The sequence below is a fragment of the Myxococcus stipitatus DSM 14675 genome, from assembly GCF_000331735.1.
Taxonomy (GTDB): Bacteria; Myxococcota; Myxococcia; order Myxococcales; family Myxococcaceae; genus Myxococcus; species Myxococcus stipitatus.
The window spans coordinates 5,955,795-5,970,146 of record NC_020126.1 but is presented as its reverse complement, the minus strand read 5'-3'; the positions used below and the strand labels follow the sequence as shown (position 1 = coordinate 5,970,146).

The 14,352-nt window shown below is 64.7% G+C and carries 24 protein-coding genes; all 24 read left to right on the top strand.

Annotated features, from left to right (window positions below; all coding sequences use genetic code 11):
* Nucleotides 1-87 precede the first annotated feature (87 nt).
* The 24 genes from tuf (at nt 88) to map (ending at nt 14,243) form a co-directional block, all read left to right on the top strand.
* The gene (gene tuf / locus MYSTI_RS23000) at nt 88-1,278 is read left to right on the top strand and encodes an elongation factor Tu (protein WP_015350187.1); all 1,191 of its coding nucleotides are present in this window, start codon (nt 88-90) and stop codon (nt 1,276-1,278) included.
* Nucleotides 1,279-1,479: 201 nt separating this feature from the next.
* Nucleotides 1,480-1,788 (top strand): 30S ribosomal protein S10, encoded by a 309-nt coding sequence (gene rpsJ / locus MYSTI_RS22995; RefSeq protein WP_002633608.1) that lies wholly within the window; start codon nt 1,480-1,482, stop codon nt 1,786-1,788.
* Nucleotides 1,789-1,841: 53 nt separating this feature from the next.
* On the top strand, nt 1,842-2,465 hold the full coding sequence (rplD, locus tag MYSTI_RS22990; RefSeq protein WP_015350186.1) for a 50S ribosomal protein L4: 624 nt from the start codon (nt 1,842-1,844) through the stop codon (nt 2,463-2,465).
* On the top strand, nt 2,462-2,755 hold the full coding sequence (locus MYSTI_RS22985) for a 50S ribosomal protein L23 (protein ID WP_015350185.1): 294 nt from the start codon (nt 2,462-2,464) through the stop codon (nt 2,753-2,755). Before rplD ends, MYSTI_RS22985 begins: the two co-directional genes overlap by 4 nt.
* Before the next feature lie 35 nt (nt 2,756-2,790).
* Entirely contained in the window at nt 2,791-3,636 is an 846-nt protein-coding gene (gene rplB / locus MYSTI_RS22980) for a 50S ribosomal protein L2 (protein WP_015350184.1), read from the top strand.
* A gap of 15 nt (nt 3,637-3,651) precedes the next feature.
* Nucleotides 3,652-3,939, top strand: coding sequence for a 30S ribosomal protein S19 (rpsS, locus tag MYSTI_RS22975; protein ID WP_015350183.1), 288 nt, complete (start codon nt 3,652-3,654; stop codon nt 3,937-3,939).
* A 35-nt stretch (nt 3,940-3,974) separates the two neighbouring features.
* Complete coding sequence (rplV, locus tag MYSTI_RS22970) at nt 3,975-4,319, top strand: 50S ribosomal protein L22 (protein WP_015350182.1); 345 nt, start codon at nt 3,975-3,977, stop codon at nt 4,317-4,319.
* A gap of 40 nt (nt 4,320-4,359) precedes the next feature.
* Complete coding sequence (gene rpsC / locus MYSTI_RS22965) at nt 4,360-5,022, top strand: 30S ribosomal protein S3 (protein ID WP_002633602.1); 663 nt, start codon at nt 4,360-4,362, stop codon at nt 5,020-5,022.
* A 66-nt stretch (nt 5,023-5,088) separates the two neighbouring features.
* Nucleotides 5,089-5,508, top strand: a complete 420-nt coding sequence (gene rplP, locus MYSTI_RS22960) for a 50S ribosomal protein L16 (protein WP_015350181.1) — start codon at nt 5,089-5,091, stop codon at nt 5,506-5,508.
* A 43-nt stretch (nt 5,509-5,551) separates the two neighbouring features.
* Complete coding sequence (rpmC, locus tag MYSTI_RS22955) at nt 5,552-5,767, top strand: 50S ribosomal protein L29 (protein ID WP_201769010.1); 216 nt, start codon at nt 5,552-5,554, stop codon at nt 5,765-5,767.
* Between the two features lie 90 nt (nt 5,768-5,857).
* Entirely contained in the window at nt 5,858-6,184 is a 327-nt protein-coding gene (gene rpsQ / locus MYSTI_RS22950) for a 30S ribosomal protein S17 (protein ID WP_201768921.1), read from the top strand.
* 66 nt (nt 6,185-6,250) lie between these two features.
* Nucleotides 6,251-6,619 (top strand): 50S ribosomal protein L14, encoded by a 369-nt coding sequence (gene rplN, locus MYSTI_RS22945; protein WP_015350178.1) that lies wholly within the window; start codon nt 6,251-6,253, stop codon nt 6,617-6,619.
* Nucleotides 6,620-6,662: 43 nt separating this feature from the next.
* Nucleotides 6,663-6,992: a 50S ribosomal protein L24 gene (gene rplX, locus MYSTI_RS22940; RefSeq protein WP_015350177.1), complete on the top strand. Its 330-nt coding sequence runs from the start codon at nt 6,663-6,665 to the stop codon at nt 6,990-6,992.
* A 180-nt stretch (nt 6,993-7,172) separates the two neighbouring features.
* A complete protein-coding gene (gene rplE, locus MYSTI_RS22935) occupies nt 7,173-7,826 on the top strand; it encodes a 50S ribosomal protein L5 (RefSeq protein WP_015350176.1) in 654 nt (217 codons plus the stop codon).
* 26 nt (nt 7,827-7,852) lie between these two features.
* On the top strand, nt 7,853-8,038 hold the full coding sequence (locus MYSTI_RS22930; RefSeq protein WP_015350175.1) for a type Z 30S ribosomal protein S14: 186 nt from the start codon (nt 7,853-7,855) through the stop codon (nt 8,036-8,038).
* Nucleotides 8,039-8,228: 190 nt separating this feature from the next.
* Nucleotides 8,229-8,633: a 30S ribosomal protein S8 gene (gene rpsH / locus MYSTI_RS22925; RefSeq protein ID WP_015350174.1), complete on the top strand. Its 405-nt coding sequence runs from the start codon at nt 8,229-8,231 to the stop codon at nt 8,631-8,633.
* A 64-nt stretch (nt 8,634-8,697) separates the two neighbouring features.
* A complete protein-coding gene (gene rplF, locus MYSTI_RS22920) occupies nt 8,698-9,264 on the top strand; it encodes a 50S ribosomal protein L6 (protein ID WP_015350173.1) in 567 nt (188 codons plus the stop codon).
* 108 nt (nt 9,265-9,372) lie between these two features.
* Complete coding sequence (gene rplR / locus MYSTI_RS22915) at nt 9,373-9,729, top strand: 50S ribosomal protein L18 (protein WP_015350172.1); 357 nt, start codon at nt 9,373-9,375, stop codon at nt 9,727-9,729.
* Between the two features lie 19 nt (nt 9,730-9,748).
* Entirely contained in the window at nt 9,749-10,270 is a 522-nt protein-coding gene (gene rpsE, locus MYSTI_RS22910) for a 30S ribosomal protein S5 (protein ID WP_015350171.1), read from the top strand.
* Between the two features lie 2 nt (nt 10,271-10,272).
* Complete coding sequence (gene rpmD / locus MYSTI_RS22905; protein WP_015350170.1) at nt 10,273-10,542, top strand: 50S ribosomal protein L30; 270 nt, start codon at nt 10,273-10,275, stop codon at nt 10,540-10,542.
* 19 nt (nt 10,543-10,561) lie between these two features.
* Nucleotides 10,562-11,089 (top strand): 50S ribosomal protein L15, encoded by a 528-nt coding sequence (gene rplO / locus MYSTI_RS22900; protein WP_015350169.1) that lies wholly within the window; start codon nt 10,562-10,564, stop codon nt 11,087-11,089.
* A gap of 134 nt (nt 11,090-11,223) precedes the next feature.
* On the top strand, nt 11,224-12,570 hold the full coding sequence (secY, locus tag MYSTI_RS22895; protein WP_015350168.1) for a preprotein translocase subunit SecY: 1,347 nt from the start codon (nt 11,224-11,226) through the stop codon (nt 12,568-12,570).
* A gap of 163 nt (nt 12,571-12,733) precedes the next feature.
* Nucleotides 12,734-13,387: an adenylate kinase gene (locus MYSTI_RS22890; protein ID WP_015350167.1), complete on the top strand. Its 654-nt coding sequence runs from the start codon at nt 12,734-12,736 to the stop codon at nt 13,385-13,387.
* Nucleotides 13,388-13,484: 97 nt separating this feature from the next.
* On the top strand, nt 13,485-14,243 hold the full coding sequence (map, locus tag MYSTI_RS22885) for a type I methionyl aminopeptidase (RefSeq protein ID WP_015350166.1): 759 nt from the start codon (nt 13,485-13,487) through the stop codon (nt 14,241-14,243).
* The last annotated feature ends 109 nt before the right edge of the window (nt 14,244-14,352 follow it).

Sequence of the window (14,352 nt, the reverse complement as noted above, 5' to 3'; positions counted from 1 at the left end):
GAGCAGGACGCAGCACCTTGCAGTGAGTTTTGCGGGATTCGAGACGCGCCGGGTCGTTGACCGGCTCAGCCCCCGGTGAGGAGTGTCATGGCCAAGGAGAAGTTCGAGCGTAACAAGCCCCACGTGAACATCGGCACGATCGGACACGTGGACCACGGCAAGACGTCGCTGACGGCGGCCATCACGAAGGTGCTGGCGAAGACGGGCGGCGCCACGTTCCTGGCGTACGACCAGATCGACAAGGCGCCGGAAGAGCGCGAGCGCGGCATCACGATTTCGACGGCGCACGTGGAGTACCAGACGGCGAACCGTCACTACGCGCATGTCGACTGTCCGGGCCACGCCGACTACGTGAAGAACATGATCACGGGCGCTGCGCAGATGGACGGCGCGATTCTCGTGGTGTCGGCGGCGGACGGCCCGATGCCGCAGACGCGTGAGCACATCCTGCTGGCGCGCCAGGTCGGCGTTCCGTACATCGTGGTCTTCCTGAACAAGGTGGACCTGCTGGACGACCCCGAGCTGCGCGAGCTCGTGGAGATGGAGGTCCGGGACCTGCTGAAGAAGTACGAGTTCCCTGGCGACACCATCCCCATCATCCCCGGGTCCGCCGTGAAGGCGCTCGAGGGTGACGCGAGCGACATCGGCGAGCCGGCCATCCTGAAGCTGATGGCGGCGGTGGACAGCTACATCCCGACCCCGCAGCGCGCGACGGACAAGCCCTTCCTGATGCCGGTGGAGGACGTGTTCTCCATCGCCGGCCGTGGAACGGTGGCGACGGGTCGCGTGGAGCGCGGCAAGGTGAAGGTCGGCGAGGAAGTTGAAGTTGTCGGTCTGCGTCCGACGCAGAAGACGGTCGTGACGGGCGTAGAGATGTTCCGCAAGCTGCTCGATGAGGGCATGGCGGGCGACAACATCGGCGCGCTGGTCCGCGGTCTGAAGCGTGAGGACATGGAGCGTGGCCAGGTGATTGCGAAGCCGGGCTCCATCACGCCGCACACGAAGTTCAAGGCGCAGATCTACGTGCTGTCGAAGGAAGAGGGTGGTCGTCACACCCCGTTCTTCAAGGGCTACCGCCCGCAGTTCTACTTCCGCACGACGGACGTGACGGGAACGGTGAAGCTGCCGGAGAACGTGGAGATGGTGATGCCGGGCGACAACATCGCTATCGAGGTGGACCTCATCACCCCTGTGGCGATGGAGAAGGAGCTGCGCTTCGCTGTCCGCGAGGGTGGCCGTACCGTGGGCGCCGGCGTCGTGGCCGAAGTCATCGAGTAGCAGACCGCCTCCAGGCTCTCTGGGGCTCCCTTCCGGGGAATTTCCAGAGAGCCGGAGGAAATCCAGTTGCATACACCGGGGCGGGATGGTAATCACCGCGCCCCTTCGTTCTGAAGAAGCGGCTCTGTGACATCCAGGGGACGTCGGTCGTAACGCCTACCAAGGCGATGGCATAGGGTTCGTTCTAAGAGGTTCTTGCGAATGGCGACACAGAAGATCCGCATCCGGCTGAAGGCATACGACTCGAAGCTCCTGGACCAGAGCGCGGGGGAGATCGTCGAGACGGCTAAGCGCACGGGCGCGAAGGTGGCCGGTCCGATCCCCCTTCCGACGCGCATCAACAAGTTCACGGTGCTGCGGTCGCCGCACGTGGACAAGAAGAGCCGCGAGCAGTTTGAGATCCGCACGCACAAGCGCCTGCTCGACATTCTCGAGCCTACGCAGCAGACGCTGGATGCGTTGATGAAGCTGGATCTGTCGGCCGGCGTTGACGTCGAGATCAAGTCCTAGGAAGCGGGTGGGCGTTAGAGTGGTTTCACTCCGACCCCCGCGAGGAAAGTGCCATGGCGAAGTTTGACGTTGTCGACCTGGATTTGAAGAAGGTGTCGGAGATCGAGCTCTCCGACGATATCTTCGGCGCCGAGCCGAACACGCACCTCTTTTACGAGGTCGCGAAGATGCAGCAGATCAACCGGCGTCGCGGCACGGTGGGTGTGAAGAACACCTCGCTGGTCAGCGGCGGCGGCAAGAAGCCCTGGAAGCAGAAGGGCACCGGTCGCGCCCGCCAGGGTTCCATCCGCGCTTCCCACTGGGTGGGCGGCGGCAAGGCGATGGCTCCCAAGTCTCGTGATTACTTCTACCGCCCGCCCCGCAAGGTGCGTCGCGGCGCGCTGAAGTCCGCGCTGTCCCTGCGCGCCAAGGAGAAGACGCTCATCATCCTGAGCGGGTTCTCCCTGGATGCCCCCAAGAGCAAGCAGGCCTTCGAGGTGCTGACCAAGCGCCTGAAGCTGCAGAACGCTCTGGTGGTGGACGACAAGGGCAACACCAACCTGCATCGCAGCGTTCGGAACCTGTCGAAGTTCGACGTGCTGCCTCCCGAGGGCGTCAACCTCGAGGCCGTGCTGAAGCACTCGCACCTCGTCCTGACCTCCGCGGCCGCGAAGTCCCTCGAAGGGGCGCTCTCATGAATCTCAGCGACGTCATCAAGGGTCCGCTCATCACCGAGAAGCTGGACAAGGCCCGTGAGAAGTTCCGGCAGTACTCGTTCATCGTCGACCGCAAGGCCACCAAGCACGACGTGAGTCGCGCCGTGGAGACGCTGTTCAAGGTCACGGTCGAGGGTGTTCGCACCAACATCGTCCGCGGCAAGATCAAGCGCGTCGGTAAGAGCATGGGCAAGCGGCCCAACTTCAAGAAGGCGGTCGTCACCCTCAAGGAAGGCGACTCGATCGAACTCTTCGAGGGAGGGGCGGCCTGACGCTACGGCGTTGAGGTCAGCCTGAGGAACACACCATGGGCATCAAGAAGTACAAGCCGACAAGCGCCGCCCGCCGTCTGATGACGGTGTCCGATTTCGCGGACATCACCAAGGACGCGCCCGAGAAGAAGCTGACCGAGCCGCTGAAGCGCTCGGGTGGCCGTAACGTCCACGGACACATCACCCGTCGCCACCAGGGTGGTGGTCACAAGCGCCGCTACCGCGTCATCGACTTCAAGCGTCGTGACAAGGACGGCGTGCCGGCCAAGGTCACCGCGGTGGAGTACGACCCGAACCGCACCGCCAACATCGCCCTGCTGACGTATGCGGACGGTGAGAAGCGCTACATCCTGGCCCCGGTGGGCCTGAATGTGGGCGACACGGTGTTCGCCGGCGAGAACGCGGACATCCGTCCGGGCAACTCCCTGCCGCTGCAGAACATCCCGGTGGGTACGGTCATCCACAACGTGGAGCTGAAGCCGGGCCGTGGCGCCCAGGTCATCCGCTCCGCGGGCACGTCTGGCCAGTTGATGGCGAAGGAGGGCCGCTACGCTCAGGTGCGTATGCCTTCCGGGACCGTCCGCATGGTCCTGATTGAGTGCCGCGCCACCGTGGGCCAGGTGGGTAACATCGAGCACGAGATCATCCGCATCGGTAAGGCGGGTAAGAGCCGGTGGCTGGGCATCCGCCCGACGGTTCGTGGTCTCGCGATGAACCCCGTGGACCACCCGCACGGTGGTGGTGAGGGTAAGTCCGGCCAGGGTAACCCGCACCCGGTGTCGCCGTGGGGCAAGAAGACCAAGGGCCTCACCACGCGTACCAACAAGCGTACTGACAAGTTCATTGTGAGCGGCCGCCGCCAGGGCGCGCGCAGCCAGTAAGAGGATTCGCAAGCCATGGCTCGTTCGATCAAGAAGGGTCCGTTCGTCGACGACTTCCTCGTGAAGAGAATCGAGGACATGATCAAGACGAACAAGAAGACTGTCGTGAAGACGTGGTCCCGCCGCTCCACCATCCTGCCGGAGTTCGTGGGTCACACCTTCGCGGTGCACAACGGGAAGAAGTTCATCCCGGTGTTCGTCACGGAGAACATGGTCGGCCACAAGCTCGGCGAGTTCGCCCCGACGCGTACGTTCGGTGGACACTCGGCGGAGAAGAAGGTCGCCAAGGCCCCGGGCAAGTAGCCTGGCGCATTGCCTGAGAGCCTGAGGAGATGACCATGGAGTCGACTGCACATCTGCGTTTCCTGCGCATGAGCCCCCGCAAGCTGTCCACCGTTGCGGCGCTCATCCGGGGCAAGCCTGTCGAGGCGGCCCTCAACATCCTGAAGTTCACCCCGCGCGCCGCGGCCCTCCCGGTGGAGAAGCTCATCAAGAGCGCCGTGGCCAACGCGACGGACAAGTCCAAGGGACAGGTCGACGTGGACACGCTCTACGTCAAGACCATCTCGGTGGACCAGGGTCCCACCCAGCGCCGGTTCATGCCGCGCGCCATGGGCCGGGCGACCCCCATCAAGAAGAAGACCGCCCACGTCCACGTGGTGCTGGCCGAGGCCAAGAAGTAGGACCCGTCGGGCCCTGCCCGGACGTTCAAGGAGATTCACGTTGGGACAGAAAGTTCATCCGATCGGGTTCCGGCTTGGCGTCATCAAGACCTGGGACTCCAAGTGGTTCGAGCACAAGAACTACGCGCAGTGGCTCCATGAAGACATCCGCATCCGCGAGTTCGTGAAGAAGTCGCTGAACCACGCGGGCGTGTCCAAGGTGGAGATCGAGCGCGCCGCTAACAAGGTGAAGGTCAACGTCCACACCGCGCGCCCGGGTATCGTCATCGGCAAGCGCGGCGCGGGCATCGAGACGGTGAAGAAGGACCTCCAGCAGTTCACGAAGAACGAGGTCTTCCTCAACATCGTCGAGGTCCGCAAGGCGGAGACCGACGCGCAGCTCGTGGCGGAGAACATCGCCACGCAGCTCGAGCGTCGCATTGCCTTCCGTCGCGCCATGAAGAAGGCGCTGCAGACGGCGATGAAGTTCGGAGCCAAGGGCATCCGCGTGGCCTGCTCGGGCCGCCTGGGTGGCGCCGAGATGGCTCGCTACGAGTGGTACCGCGAGGGCCGCGTGCCCCTGCACACCCTCCGCGCGGACATCGACTATGGCTTCGCCGAGGCCAAGACGACCTACGGCAAGATTGGCTGCAAGGTCTGGGTCTGCAAGGGCGAGGTTCTCCCGGGCAAGGGCGGCCAGGCCCCCATGCCTTCCAACCGGTAATCGCCCTCCCGCGTCGGGCACCTTCGAGAGAAGGTGCCCGGGGCAGGGCAGTGAAGGACAGCGACGATGCTTCAGCCTGCACGTACGAAGTACCGCAAGATGCACAAGGGCCGCACGCCCGGCGCCGCGCACCGTGGCAGTGACTTGACCTACGGTGAGTTCGGTCTGATGAGCCTTCAGCCGGGTTGGATTACGTCTCGGCAGATCGAGGCGGCCCGTATCGCGATGACCCGTCACGTGAAGCGTGGCGGCAAGATCTGGATCCGTATCTTCCCGGACAAGCCCATCACCAAGAAGCCCGCTGAGACCCGTATGGGTACCGGCAAGGGTGGCGTAGAGTACTACGTCGCGGTGGTGAAGCCTGGTCGCATCCTCTACGAGATGGAGGGTATGACGAAGGACGTGGCCACTGGGGCGCTGAAGCTGGCGCAGGCGAAGCTGCCGGTGCTGACGAAGATCGTGACTCGCTCGGAGCTCAGCCTCTAGGCACCGCGGCGGGAGCCGCCCTCGGGTGGGCTCCCGTACGCAAGTGGAGATTGCAATGGCGACTGCGAAGGAACTGAGGGAGCTGTCGGCGGACGACCTGCAGCGGCGGGCGACGGAACTGCGCGAGACGCTGTTCCAGGACCAGCTCAAGCGGCGGACGGGCTCGCTGGACAACCCGGCGGACCGGACCCTGCACCGGCGTGACCTGGCTCGGGTGCTGATGGTGCTCGGCGAGAAGAAGAAGGCGGCGAAGGCGTAGACCCTGGCCGCGAATCTCCAAACGTGCTCGCTCGGAAGCGGGTACGTGCGGCCATCCGGAGTGCGAGAGCGCCCGGGTGTATGAGAGACAGTGAGAGAACAGATGGCTGAGACGACTGAAGCGCCCAAGGCAGAGACCTCGACCCGCGGCCGTCCCAAGACGCGCGTGGGAATCGTCACCTCCAACAAGATGCAGAAGACGGTGGTGGTCACCGTTCAGCGCCGGGCTCCCCACCCGAAGTACGGGAAGATCATGAGCCTGCGCGAGAAGTACAAGGCGCACGTGGAGGACCACGACTACCCGAAGAAGGTCACGATCAACGAGGGTGACCGGGTCCGGATCGCTGAGACCAAGCCCGCCTCGAAGGACAAGCGGTGGCGCGTGGTTGAGGTGCTGGAGAAGAGCAAGAACGTCTAGCACGCACCTCCGCCAGCGTTGCCGCCAGGCGATGCGGTGGAGTCACCGGCGATAGGAGATTCCCAGATGATTCAGATGACGAGCGTGCTCGACGTGGCGGACAACTCGGGCGCGAAGAAGGTGTTCTGCATCAAGGTGCTCGGCGGTTCGAAGCGCAAGTACGCGTCTATCGGCGACATCATCGTCGTGTCGATTCGCGAGGCGCTGCCCAACTCCAAGGTGAAGAAGGGTGACGTGGCCAAGGCCGTCATCGTCCGCACCAAGCGCGAGGTGGGTCGTCCCGACGGCAGCTTCATCAAGTTCGATGGCAACTCTGCGGTCCTCATCAACAAGGACATGGAGCCCATTGGTACGCGCATCTTCGGGCCTGTGGCCCGTGAGCTCCGCGCCCGTAAGTTCATGAAGATCATCTCGCTGGCGCCCGAAGTCCTCTGAGAGGACCCCAGGCCGGACGGCGAGCAGCCAGAGAGAGGAAGCCATGCAGAAACTGAAGGTGGGAGACACGGTTCAGGTCCAGGCTGGTGCCGAGGCCTCCGAGAAGACCCCCGCGACGAAGCGCGGCAAGGTGTTGAAGATTGACCGGGAGTCAGGCCGCGTGACGGTGGAAGGCCTGCGGCTGGTCAAGCGTCACCTGCGCAAGACGCCCCAGAACCCCGAAGGTGGCATTGTCGAGAAGCCCGGCACCATCGCCCTGGCCAGTCTCCAGGTCGTGTGCGCCAAGTGCGACAAGGCGACCCGGGTGGGAATCAAGACCGAGGGTGAGAAGCACCAGCGCTTCTGCAAGAAGTGCAAGGCGCTGATTGACTAGGAGTCCCTGTTGGGGCATGTATGCGCGCCCTTCTGTCCGCCCAGGTGGGTGGGTAGGAGGGCGTGCAGGCAACGAGGGCCTGGTTGTTCACGGGTCCTCGCGGTGCTTTTTGATTTTCAAATGAAGGACTGATCGGACGCGCTGGGTCCACGACGGCGCCCCGAAGCAGAGGATACGACGATGGCTGACGAGAAGAAGGCCGAGCAGAAGGAAAAGAAGGCGAAGCGCGGCAAGAAGGAAGAGGCCAAGAAGGTTGGCTTCGCGGCGAACATCGAGGAAGGCCTCGAGAGCAAGCCGGCGCGCCTGAAGGTTCGCTTCCACAAGGAAGGGGTGCCCGCCCTGATGAAGGAGCTGGGCCTCAAGAATCCGATGGAAGTTCCGCGCCTCCAGAAGATCGTCGTCAACATGGGTCTGGGCGAGGCGCTCGCCAACAACAAGATCCTGGAGTCGGCGGTGGACCAGCTCGCGGCGATCACGGGCCAGAAGCCCATCGTGACGCGCGCCCGGAAGTCCATCGCGAACTTCAAGCTGCGCCAGGGCCAGGCCATCGGTGCCGCCGTCACGCTGCGCGGCGCCCGCATGTTCGAGTTCATGGACCGCCTCATCACCGTGGCGCTGCCGCGCGTGCGTGACTTCAAGGGCGTGTCCCCGAAGGCGTTCGACGGGAAGGGCAACTACACGCTCGGCGTCCGCGAGCAGATCATCTTCCCCGAAATCAACTACGACCAGATCGAGAAGGTGAAGGGGCTCAACATCAGCTTCGTCACCACCGCGCGGAATGACGAGCAGGGGCTGGCGCTGATGCGTCACTTCGGCATGCCGTTCCGCCAGTAAGCTCTCGAGCCAAGGACCTCACGACAATGGCCAAGCTCTCCAAGATCGCCCAGGCGAAGCGCAAGCCGAAGTTCGCGGTGCGCCAGTACAACCGCTGCCCGCTCTGCGGCCGTCCGCGCGCGTTCCTGCGCAAGTTCAAGATGTGCCGTATCTGCCTGCGCAACCGTGCGCTGCGCGGCGAGATCACCGGCGTCACCAAGTCGTCCTGGTAGGCCGGTAGGGCAGGGTGCCGAAGAGCTCGAGAGGGCTCGTTGGCACCCTGGACGCGCTCATTGAAGAGCGGGTCCGAAAGAAGCTTCAAACGATGCTGTGGTGGTCGGCGCGAACCCCCGGGATGGGCCCGGCAGGCGCGACGAGCACAAATACGAGACTCCCAAAGGGGTCTCGCCTGGAAGGTAGCCCATGCCGGTCAATGATCCCGTTGGCGACATGCTGACCCGCCTGCGCAATGCTTCGCGCGCGCGTCACGACAAGGTCGTCATCCCCCACTCGAAGCTGAAGCTCGAGATCATCAAGGTCCTCAAGGACGAGGGCTTCATCGGTGACTTCGTCGTCCACACGCTCGAGGGTACCCCTCAGAGCGAGATCACCGTGCAGCTCAAGTACGGCCCGGACCGCAGCCCCGCCATCACCGGCATCCGCCGCGTGTCGAAGCCGGGTCTGCGCCGCTATGCCGGCGTGAACGACATCCCGCAGGTGCTGGGTGGCATGGGTATCTCCATCCTCTCGACCTCGCGCGGCATCCTGGTGGACTCGGAGGCCCGCAAGCAGAAGGCGGGCGGCGAGCTGCTCTGCACCGTCTACTAGCCAGCGGCCTGGCGGCAGCGCCTCGTGAGAGTGCGCACCCCGGGCATACAGGACCGAGGCAATCATGAGTCGGATTGGAAAACTGGCGATCAAGCTCGGCGACAAGACGAAGGCCATCGTCGCCGGCCAGCAGGTGAACTTCGAGGGCCCCAAGGGCAAGCTGTCGGTGAAGCTGCCCGCGAAGGTCAAGGTCGAGATCAAGGACGGCCAGGTCAACGTGCTGCGCGAGGACGAGTCCCGCGAGGCGCGCAGCCTGCACGGCCTGACGCGCACCATCCTCGCGAACGCCGCCAAGGGCGTGTCCACGGGCTTCGAGAAGAAGCTGGACATCCGTGGCGTCGGTTTCCGCGCTGAGGTGAAGGGCAAGGCCATCCACTTCGCGCTGGGTTACTCCCACCCGGTGGTCTTCAACCTGCCGGAAGGTGTGACGGCGGAAGTGGACAAGCAGGCCCGTACCGAGGACAGCCTCCCCACCGTGGGGCTGACGCTGCGCTCCGCGGACAAGGAAGTGCTGGGCGCGACGGCGGTCAACATCCGCTCGCTGCGTCCGCCCGAGCCCTACAAGGGCAAGGGTATCAAGTACGCCGAGGAGCGCATCCGCCGTAAGGAGGGCAAGACCGGAACGACCTAGTCGTTCAGTCTGTCCTGAGTGTTCCCAATCCCGCCGGGCCCTTGTGGTTCGGCGGCATCATCCGGCGGTGGAAGTCCGCATCACCGCCGGAAGGACAAGGAAGCAGCCATGCCGACGAAGATCGATCCCCGTATCAAGAGGAAGAACCGCATCCGCAAGAAGCTCTCGGGTACCACCGAGCGGCCGCGGCTTACCGTCTACAAGAGCCTCAAGCACATCTATGCGCAGGTGGTGGATGACACCACGGGTCGCACCCTCGCGTTTGCCTCGTCGCTGTCCAAGGAGCTGAAGGGCCAGGACGAAGGCGACAAGAAGGCGGATGCGAAGCGGGTGGGTACCCTCATCGCGCAGCGGTGCAAGGCTGCCAACGTCGAGGCGGTGGTGTTCGACCGCAACGGCTTCCCCTATCACGGGCGCATCGCCGCCGTGGCTGACGCCGCGCGCGAGGCCGGGCTGAAGTTCTAGCTTTCGAAAGGATTTCCAAGTGGCAACTCCGATCAATCCGAACGATCTGGACCTCACCGACCGCGTGGTGAACATCAACCGCGTGGCCAAGGTCGTGAAGGGCGGCCGCCGGTTCTCGTTCGCCGCCCTCGTGGTGGTGGGTGATGGCGCCGGTCACGTGGGTGTGGGCCTGGGCAAGGCCAACGAAGTCCCCGAGGCCATCCGCAAGGGTGGCGAGAACGCGAAGAAGAACCTGTTCCGCGTTCCGCTCATGGGACACACGATTCCGCACGAGGTGCTCGGGCACTTCGGCGCCGGCTGGGTGTTGTTGAAGCCGGCCAGCGAAGGTACGGGCGTCATCGCCGGTGGCGCGGTGCGCGCGGTGCTGGAGGCGGCGGGCATCCGCAACATCCTGACCAAGAGCCAGGGTTCGCGGAATCCGCACAACGTGCTGAAGGCCACGGTCGCGGGCCTGAAGTCGTTGCGCAGCGCGGCGCAGGTGTCGCGTCTGCGGGGCAAGGACGTCGAGGCGGCGAAGCTCGCCGGGGAGCAGAGGGGCTAGTCATGGCGCTCAAGGTGAAGCTGACGAAGAGCTACGCGGGCGCTTCCGAGGACATGCTGGCCACCATCCGTGGCCTGGGTCTGAAGAAGTTTGGTGACGAGCGCCTGCTCAAGGACACGCCGGCCATTCGTGGCATGGCGTTCAAGGTGAAGCACCTGGTCTCCTCGGAGACGGTGAGCACCGAGGCGCCGGCGCCCAAGCGCCGCAAGCCGCGCAAGATCGCCCTCAGGGATCGCGCGCGCGCTCACCAGGCCAAGCAGGACAAGGCCTGAGCACGAGAGGACCAAGACAATGAGCACTCTTCATGGTTTGAAGCGCCCCTCGCGCTCGTGGCACCGCAAGAAGCGGGTCGGTCGCGGCCAGGGTTCCGGTCTGGGCAAGACGGCCGGTCGTGGTGGCAAGGGTCAGAAGGCCCGTACCGGTAACATGCGGTTCGAGGGCTTCGAGGGCGGTCAGAGCCCGCTGCAGCGCCGCCTGCCGAAGTTCGGCTTCAACTCGCCCAACCGCACGGTCTACGCGGTGGTGAACCTGTCGGATGTGGATTCCCACTTCGACGCGGGCGCCACGGTGGACGAGGCCACGCTGAAGAAGGCGGGTCTGGTCAAGGGCCGCTACGACGGCGTGAAGCTGTTGGCCCGCGGCGGTCTGACCAAGAAGGTCACCATCCGCGTGCACAAGGCCTCCGAGGCCGCCAAGTCGGCGGTCGAGAAGGCGGGCGGCGCGGTGGATGTCCTCCCGCTGATGGCCCACAAGCCGGAGTCGGCTTCGAAGGCCCATGCTGGCAAGGGCGTCAAGGCCCCCCGGCAGCCCAAGGCCTGAGCATGACCGGCGCGCAGCACTTGCCGGTGGTGCGCGCCAGTTTGCTTGTGTAGGCTTCTGCGCCCCTTTCCCGTCCGTGGAACAGGGGCGTTTTGTCGTCCTGGCAGAACCCTCACGAAGAGGATGGCTACCCCGTGGCTCTGAATGCCTTCGCCAACGTCTTCCGTATCGCTGAGCTGCGCAGCCGGCTCGCGTACACCCTGGCTTTGCTGGCGGTTTACCGCATCGGCATCTTCATCAACACGCCAGGAGTGGACCGGGCGGCGATGAATGCCTTCATGGACGCCCAGAAGCAGTCGGGCGGCCTGGTGTCGCTGTTCAACCTCTTCTCCGGTGGCGCACTGGAGCAGATGTCCATCTTCGGATTGGGCATCATGCCTTACGTCAGCGCCTCCATCATCATGCAGCTGCTGGCGGTGGTCATCCCCAGCCTGGAGCGCCTGCAGAAGGAAGGCGCCGCGGGCCGCCAGAAGATCAATCAGTACACGCGCTACGGCACCATCGTCCTGTCCGTCATCCAGGGCATTGGTATCTCCCGGTGGCTGGCGTCCCTGGGGCGCTCGGATGCGGGGCAGAGCGGCTTCAACCAGGTGGTGGTGCCGGACGACAGCGTCTGGTTCACCTTCATGACGGTCATCAGCCTGACGGCTGGCACGGCCTTCATCATGTGGCTGGGTGAGCGCATCACCGAGCGCGGCATCGGCAACGGCATCTCCCTCATCATCTTCGCGGGCATCGTGGCGGGCGTGCTCCCGGGCGCGAACACGCTGCTCGAGATGACGCAGCAGGAGGTCATCGCGGTGGCCGAGGTCCTGGCGCTGCTGGTGTTCATGCTCCTCATCATCGCCGTGGTGGTCTACGTGGAGCGCGGCATGCGCCGCATCCCCATCCAGTACGCCAAGCGAATGGCGGGACGGCGGATGTTCGCGGGTCAGGCCACGTACTTCCCGATGAAGGTCAACACGGCCGGTGTCATCCCGCCCATCTTCGCGGGCGCGGTCCTGTCCTTCCCGGCGACGCTGGGCACGTGGTTCCCGTTCCTCCAGGACGCGCAGCGCGCCATCGAGGGGAACCTGTGGATCTACAACGGCCTCTTCGTGCTGCTGGTCATCTTCTTCGCCTACTTCTACACGGCGCTGACGTTCCGCCCGGATGACGTGGCGGACAACATCAAGAAGCAGGGTGGCTACATCCCGGGTATCCGCCCGGGTCGTCAGACGGCGGAGTTCATCGAGCGCGTGCTCAACCGCCTCACGTTTGGTGGCGCGCTGTACCTGGCGGTCATCTGCGTGATTCCCTCTGTCATCAGCGGTCTGCTCAACGTGCGCTTCACCTTCGGCGGCACCGCGCTCCTGATTGTCGTGGGCGTGGCGCTGGACACCGTGCAGCAGATCGAGGGTCACCTCATCAGCCGCAACTACGAAGGCTTCGCTGGTCCGCGTGGCCCCCGCATCCGCGGCCGGGTGCGCGTGGCGGCTTGATTCACGACGTTGAATGTCCCGGGCGCCTCTCCCCGTCGTGGGGAGGGGCGCCTCGTCTTTCCGGGCCGGAGTCGTTCAAGATATTCGGTGGTGCACACGGGGGGCGCTTGGAAGTTTGGTGGCCGACGACTTCCGTGCCTTCCTTGGGAGCTGAGAGGAGCACATGAACCTGATCCTGTTGGGGCCGCCGAACGCGGGGAAGGGCACCCAGGCAAAGAAGCTGTTCGCGGACTTCCAGATCCCGCAGATCTCCACGGGAGACATCCTCCGCAAGGCAGTGGCGGATGGGACTGACCTGGGGAGGGTAGCGGGGCCGTTGATGGCGGCGGGGCAGTACGTGCCGGACGATGTCGTGATTGGCATCGTGGAGGAGCGTCTGAAGCAGACGGATGTGGCCAAGGGCTTCGTCCTGGACGGCTTTCCGCGCACTCCTGGCCAGGCCGATGCGCTGGACCACATGCTGGGGCGCCTGGGCAAGAAGCTCGACGCGGTCATCTCGCTCGAGGTGCCGCACAAGACGCTGGTGGAGCGTGGCTCCGGCCGTCGTGTCTGTCCGAAGGACGGGAGCGTCTACCACGTCACGCAGAGCCCGCCGAAACGAGCCGGGTACTGTGACAAGTGCGGTGCCGAGCTGGTGCAGCGGCCAGATGACATGCCGGACGTCATCGAGAAGCGGCTGCAGAAGTACGATGCGGAGACGTCGCCGCTGAAGGACTTCTACGCGAAGAAGGGCGTGCTCAAGAGCGTGGATGGCGTGGGCTCTCCCGAGGGCATCTACGCGGAGATCAAGAACGCCGCGGCCAGGAACAAGGCTTGAGGGCGGGACGGGCTGGCGAGCGCACCTTGGGCCCTTGCGGTGCTCCATGGCGCTTGCCACCCGTGTCCCGTGTGGGCGGTGACCGCACGAAAAGCCGATGAGCCAGGTCCAGATCAAGTCCAAGGAGGAGATCCTCCTCATGCGCGAGGCCGGCCGTATCGTGGCCGATGTCCTCGATGCGCTCGAGAAGGCTGTCGCCCCGGGCGTCACTACATGGGACCTGGATGCTCTGGCGGAGAAGCTGACCGCCGAGCGGGGAGCCAGACCTGCATTCAAGGGCTACCTTGGCTTTCCTTGTGTGCTGTGCGCCTCCATCAACGACGAGGTGGTGCACGGCATCCCAAGCAAGCGGCGGAAGCTCGCCGAGGGCGACCTGATGAAGCTCGACTTCGGGGTCTCCTACCGAGGCTGGTTCGGGGACTCGGCGCGGACGGTGCCAGTAGGGAAGGTGTCACCCGAGGCGAAGGCCCTGGTGGACACCACCCGCGAATCGCTTCATAAGGCCATCCAGGCCATGAAGCCGGGCAACCGGCTGGGGGATATCGGGTACGCGGTCCAGCGGCACGTGGAGGCCCGTGGTTACTCGGTGGTTCGGGACTTCACCGGCCATGGGATTGGCCGGAAGCTCCACGAGCACCCACACGTGCCCAATCATGGGCAGGCGGGGGCGGGGATGAAGCTCCGGGCGGGAATGGTCCTCGCAGTGGAGCCGATGGTGAACCAGGGGACCCATGAGGTGGAGCTCCTGGACGATGACTGGACGGCTGTGACGGCGGACCGGAAATTGTCCGCGCATTTCGAGCACACCATCGTCATCACGGATGGGGGCCCGGAGATACTCACCCAAGGGCGTTGACGGAGAGGGACTGTGGGTGAAATACCTGGGTGTTACGGTAGGTTGGTAGGAATCCGAGTTTTCCTGCGCGGGACGCTTGCCACTTGCGGACCAAAGTGCTATCCCGCCG